General features: G+C 45.4%; 4 protein-coding genes. 1 reads left to right on the top strand and 3 read right to left on the bottom strand.

The window, feature by feature from the left end; genetic code table 11:
• Positions 1-256 precede the first annotated feature (256 nt).
• On the bottom strand, positions 257-1,198 hold the full coding sequence (gene ispE / locus RMO52_RS18855; protein ID WP_310417319.1) for a 4-(cytidine 5'-diphospho)-2-C-methyl-D-erythritol kinase: 942 nt from the start codon (positions 1,196-1,198) through the stop codon (positions 257-259).
• Between the two features lie 182 nt (positions 1,199-1,380).
• On the bottom strand, positions 1,381-2,118 hold the full coding sequence (locus tag RMO52_RS18850) for a Uma2 family endonuclease (protein ID WP_310417316.1): 738 nt from the start codon (positions 2,116-2,118) through the stop codon (positions 1,381-1,383).
• A 185-nt stretch (positions 2,119-2,303) separates the two neighbouring features.
• On the opposite strand from RMO52_RS18850, the gene RMO52_RS18845 reads away from it, so the two are divergent.
• Entirely contained in the window at positions 2,304-3,203 is a 900-nt protein-coding gene (locus RMO52_RS18845; protein ID WP_310417314.1) for a spherulation-specific family 4 protein, read from the top strand.
• 95 nt (positions 3,204-3,298) lie between these two features.
• Here RMO52_RS18845 and RMO52_RS18840 read toward each other — a convergent pair.
• The coding region (locus RMO52_RS18840) for a pentapeptide repeat-containing protein (RefSeq protein ID WP_310417311.1) at positions 3,299-4,561 on the bottom strand (1,263 nt) is incomplete at its 5' end.

The following is a 4,561-nucleotide window of genomic DNA, read 5'->3' as shown; positions in this document are numbered from 1 at the left end:
AGTTCGTGCTGCCATCCCCGATCCAGATCTAGAATTATTTGTAACTCAGTTTAGCGATCGCGGCGTCAGAGTAGTCTAACTTACATTCCGCACTTCATAAAATCTCTGCCTAAAAAGCCTTATTTTTCGCATCTGGTAGGGTGTGTTATCCCGTCAGGGTAACGCACCGCCTAGCTCGATCGAACGAGGATCGGTGCGTTTTGCTGGCGCAGAAACACACCCTACGCAAGCGAAAAATTGAAGTGCGGAATGTAAGTTAGACTACTCTGACGCCGCGATCGCTAAACTGAGTTACAAATAATTCTAGATCTGGATCGGGGATGGCAGCACGAACTTGATGATAGATTGTTTCGGCTTGTGCTAGTGAGGTTGCTAGACTAAATACTGTCGGCCCCGAACCAGACATCATCGTACCCAGATTAGCGTGGCGCTGAAATTCGGCTCGTAATTGGCTGACTTGTGGGTACGCAGGTAACACTACTTTTTCGAGATCGTTGTACAGCAGCTTGCCAATTTTAACCGCATCGCGGGCGACGATCGCGCGGACGAGATCTCCAGAATGAATCTGGTGGGATCGAGTCGCTAGACTGGCGAGTACCTGTGGGTAGTCATGTTCGTACTCATGCCGATAAGTCGTGTAAGCCCACGGTGTCGATACGGCTAGACTTTGATATTTTCCCAGCACCACATAGATCCCGTCTAAGCTAGGTAGGGGCGAGATGACATCCCCTCTACCCGTAGCGATGGCAGTGCCGCCCGAAATACAAAAGGGCACGTCAGAGCCTAACCTTGACCCCAGTTTTTGGAGATCGCCTTGAGTGAGTCCGAGTTCCCATAGTAAGTCGATGCCGACTAAGACAGCCGCAGCATTTCCCGAGCCGCCAGCTAAGCCAGCCGCGATCGGGATATGTTTGTGTAGGGTAATTTCGACTCCGCCATATTCACTCAGCGCATCAGGAAACTCTTGCTGCATCAATTCCGCCGCGCGATAGGCAAGATTGGTGCGATCGAGTGGCACATTTGGATGTCCGCAGTGCAAAATAATATCATCTGTAGCTAGCGATCTGAGTTCGACGCGATCTGCTAAATCGACCGTCTGCATTACCATCACTAGTTCGTGATAATTATCGGGTCTGATGCCGAGGATTTCTAAATGGAGATTGATTTTGGCTGGAGCGATTAGGGTATAAGATTTCATCAATTATTTGCGATCGACAAACCAAATTCGATTTGCGATAATATGGTCGGTTTAAAGTTAGAGCCGAGTAGCGTCACAACCAAGTTAAGATTGCGATCGCTACTCCATTGCAAATATTGTTCGCAGACGTAAAGATTGGATGGGTAAACATCAGCCGGAACGAGTCTGGCTTGATGCCAATTTTAAACTTCATCAGGATCGATTCCTAAAGCACGCAATTTTGCGGCTAATCTTTCTGCCCGCTCTTGTGCCTGTTGAGACTCAGCTTGTGCTTGTCTAGTTTTGTCGATTTCTAGCTGTGTACGCTGCTGCTCTAGTTTTACCCATTCAGTTGGCGTGGGATAACGTTGGTTATTTTCGTCGTACCAATACAGCCACTCTCTAGTTAGTCCGCCGTAGTCACCTCGCTCGTAACCGATCCCTAAACCGATTTCTGGCATCCATAGAGGGTTGCTAGCCTGTAGCTGATAGCTGCCATTTACTAGTTTATAGATTTCTAATTTAGGTTTGCGTCGCCGTCGAGAATTGTAAACTACGTAGTATAAAATCCCGAGTTGGGCATATCGCTCGAGCTTGGTGGTATATTCCTGTCGATAGGTAACGGAGACGATTTCGATCGCGAGGCTGGGTACTACCAGCTCATCCCACAGTACATAACTGGGTCGCAGTTCCTCATCATAAACTCTTTCGACACCTAAGCTTAAAAAGCCATCAGGTACAATCGGGGGTAAATCTGGATCGAAATACACCGCCATATCGATGCCAAATAACCAATCCATGCGCTGTTCCCAGAGAAGCAGCAGAATCGATTTTAATAATCCAGGAATTAATTCTTGAAGTTCGCTATCCACGGGCGTATCATCGGAGCAAGGGAGTTCTTCGGCAGAAGGTAGGCATCTACGCAGTTCGGATTGGAACATGGCTACTATACCAAATTGGATAAGTGTATTTTAGCAAGGCTCGATCGGATCTTGTCCATATTTCCAAACAGCCTCTGACGATCGTTTCCCCCTGCTGTAAGATGAAAGGATACTTGAAGATCGTTTTCAAAAACTACCACCCGATCGAGTTGTCGAGAATACTTAAATAGAATGACGGTCGCTGGATGAGATTAGAGCGTTTACTAATTGCAGCTATTCTAACTGCTTGCTCGATCGGTTGTACGTCCGATCGTCAACAACAGCTCTCAAAACGATCGGATCGGATCGACTTAACTCGGATGCAGATTACCAGTAAGCTCGATCGGCATTCAAAACTCCAGATTTTGTTACCACTATATATTTATCCCAATTGGTATGACAAAAATAACTATATTTGGAAGCAAGTAATCGCGGCTGCGAACCAAGTCCCGATCGTGGCAATTATCAATCCAAATAATGGCCCTAATGGTATGCCACCAAATGTAGATTATCAACAGGGCATCAAAGATTTACATCAAGCTGGCATCAAAATAATTGGCTACGTTCCTAGTAACTATGCCAAACGCGATTTACTCGCGATCGAAGCCGATATCGACCTATACATTAAATATTTTAATGTTCAAGGAATTTTTATCGATGAGGCTGCAAACACACCGGAAAAGCTAAATTATTATCATCGAATTTATCGTTATATAAAATCTCGATCGCCAAGTAGTAATGCCAAACATAGTTCCGGTTATACTGTGACGCTCAATCCTGGTACTGCGATCGACGAAAGTTATCTCAGCAAACCAGTTGCCGATACGATCGTGTTATTTGAAAACAAGCAAAAAAATTGGCAGGATTACCAGCCACCCGCTTATGTTTCTAAATATTCTCCGCAACATTTTGCCACACTCATCCACACAACTACCAACCGCAAGCTGATGAAAAACAGCCTCGATCGCGCTGCTAAATCGAAATTTGGGTATGTATATATTACCAACGACAGTACCGATACTGCTAACAACAACCCGTGGGATACTTTGCCATCGTATTGGCAAGCGGAAGTTAACTATATTCAGCAATTAAACAATCTCGAATAGATCGAGGATGAACCGAACCATCAGACATCGTCGCACCTGTGAGGATGGCATTATCTAATTTGGCATTATCGAGCAATTAAATAATCTCGAATAAATCAAGGATGAACCGAACCATCAGGCATCGTTGCACCTGTGAGGATGGCACTATCTAATTTGGCATTAGTTAAAGTTGCCTTAGTGAGATTGGCATTAGACAGATCGGCATTAGTTAAATCTGCACCTGTGAGATTGGCATTTCTCAGATCTCCTTGCTGAAATTCGGCAAATTTGAGGTTGGCATCGGTAAGATTAGCATTGCGTAAAGAAGCCCCTCTGAGCTTGGCATAGACTAATTTAGCCTGAGTCAGATTTGCTCCTGCCAAATTTGTCCCGCTCAGTTTGGCACCATAAAGAGCAGCGCGTTGAAGGTTAGCCCTACTAAAATTAGCCCCACTCAAATCGGCATCTTGAAAAATTGCTAGCGTCAAATTAGCATCGGTAAAATTTGCCCCATTTAGGTTGGATTGTGGCACAACTGCGCCAGTGAGATCGGCTTTAGCAAAATTTTGCCCGTTGAGATTGCAATTAATACATCTTTTTTCTTTAATGAGTTTACCGCGATCGGATGCGGCAAATTGGGCTTCGCTGGCGATCGCGCGATTTTTGGCAATTTGGGCGGGACTTAGTTCATCATTTTTCGGTAATAAGAACTGATACCCAAGTAAGAGTAGACTAAAGAGAACACCAGCCCCAATTCCCCAGCGCCACCAATGAATCTGACGCTTAGGTACGGGTAATTGAAATGACGATCGGTCGGTCGGAACTTCTGGCGATCGCTCGGTGGTAATTTGCCGATCGATAAACCGATCTAGATATTGCTGGCGATGGTTCGATGCCACCATATTTGTCAGCCAAGCGATTAATTGTGGATCGGTATTTGCTGGTAATAAGTGCTGAAAATACAGCCGATAGTTAGCATCGAATAAATGCTGAGCGTGGGAGGTAGCAGTACCCGTTAATAGGCAAATCATTGACAACCCTAAACTATAGAGATCGTAAGCTGAATCTAGTTGAATATCGGTTATTTGCCCAGAATAGTTAGGATTAGCCGGGTAGGCATTAGGGCGATCTTCTAGTTGGGGGTGCAGCCCAAAATCTACTAAATAGATTGCCAGCTCTGTCTCGGTATCGACGATGATATTCTCGGGTTTGATATTCTGATGAATACAGGCAGGTGCTAAGTGATGAAGCTGCTTAAGAATAGTTAATATCGCATCAGTGACTAGCCGAATATCCGCTGGTGGTAGCGTTCCTAGTTCGGCAAGGGAAACTCCCGGCTGATACTCGCGCACGAGACAGAATCCGGTTGGTGTCTGGAA

The sequence above is a fragment of the Chamaesiphon sp. OTE_8_metabat_110 genome, from assembly GCF_031382685.1.
Classification (GTDB): domain Bacteria; phylum Cyanobacteriota; class Cyanobacteriia; order Cyanobacteriales; family Chamaesiphonaceae; genus Chamaesiphon.
Note: the sequence above shows the minus strand (reverse complement) of the source record. Positions and strands in the feature narration are given on the sequence as shown.